Below are 1,060 nucleotides of genomic sequence, written 5' to 3'. Positions count from 1 at the left end.
GGGAACGGGGCACCGGTATAGCTCCCGCGCACGGGGGCGGACCGGGGGCGTACGGCTGGAGGGACGCAGCAGTACGGCTGCGAGGGCGTAGGCGTGCGGCCCGGGTACGCCGCGAGTGGAGCACCCCCGTCGGCCACCGCCACCGCCGCCACCGCCGCCGAAATCCAGTGGATCAGCGCCGTCGCCCGCCATTACGGTGCTGCCGAACCCAGTCGCCGAGGCAAGGACGTGCCGTTGTACACCGTGTGAGACCCCCCGAGTGCTGATCGGTCGCGCGTCGCACCTGTGCGCCGCGCTGCTTTCCGCTGCGGACTCCTCACTGAAACCGGTGTACTTCTGTGCTCACCAACTGGGTGGTCGCGCCCACCTGCCTTCCGCTCGTCCTCCGCCGTTGCCACACGTGCGCGTCGGAACGCTTCCGGCCCAACGGCAAGTTCCGTGTCAACGCGCACCACAAGCTCCTCGACGTCTGGCTCCTCGTCCTCTGCACCGCCTGCGGACAGACGGCGAAGCTGACGGTCCTCGAACGGACACACGTGCGTGACGTACGACCCGAACTGCTGGACCGGCTGCACGCCAACGACCCCGCTCTCGCCGCCGAGTTGCTCCAGGACCCGGCAGTGCGGCGCCGCAACCGCACCGCCCTGGACTGGGACGGCGCCTGGCGTCTCGACACCGGCGGATCGGACCATCTGGACCGTGAGGTCGTCGACGTCTCGGTCCGCTTCGCGGCACGCATCCCCGTCCGTCCGGTACGGCTGATAGCCGAGGGCTTCGACCTCTCCCGGGCCGAGGTTGAAAGACTCATCACGAAGGGCCAACTGGTCTCGGCGGTGCGCCTGAACTCCAGACTCACCGACCCCTTCACGTTCACACTCAAGCGCTGAGCCGGGTACGGCACTTGGGGCCCACCCGACCGGGCCCCAAGTGCCGGGGCTGAAGCACCTGACGGTCCTGAGTCCAACCTAGGTCTGCCCCTGCAAGAAGAACGCTTCGACCCGCAGACCCGGCAGACGCCGTCAGACCCCGCACACCCCCGCCAGACTCCGCCCGCCTACCG

General features: G+C 69.4%; 1 protein-coding gene. It reads left to right on the top strand.

Annotated features, from left to right (window positions below):
* Positions 1–338: 338 nt before the first annotated feature.
* Positions 339–887: a DUF1062 domain-containing protein gene (locus AOJ26_RS40185; protein ID WP_053853275.1), complete on the top strand. Its 549-nt coding sequence runs from the start codon at positions 339–341 to the stop codon at positions 885–887.
* Positions 888–1,060: the final 173 nt, after the last annotated feature.

Source organism: Streptomyces sp. NRRL B-24085 (genome assembly GCF_001282115.1).
Lineage (GTDB): Bacteria > Actinomycetota > Actinomycetes > Streptomycetales > Streptomycetaceae > Streptomyces.
The sequence above is the reverse complement of the archived record's forward strand: the minus strand, read 5'-3'. Positions and strand labels throughout refer to the sequence as shown.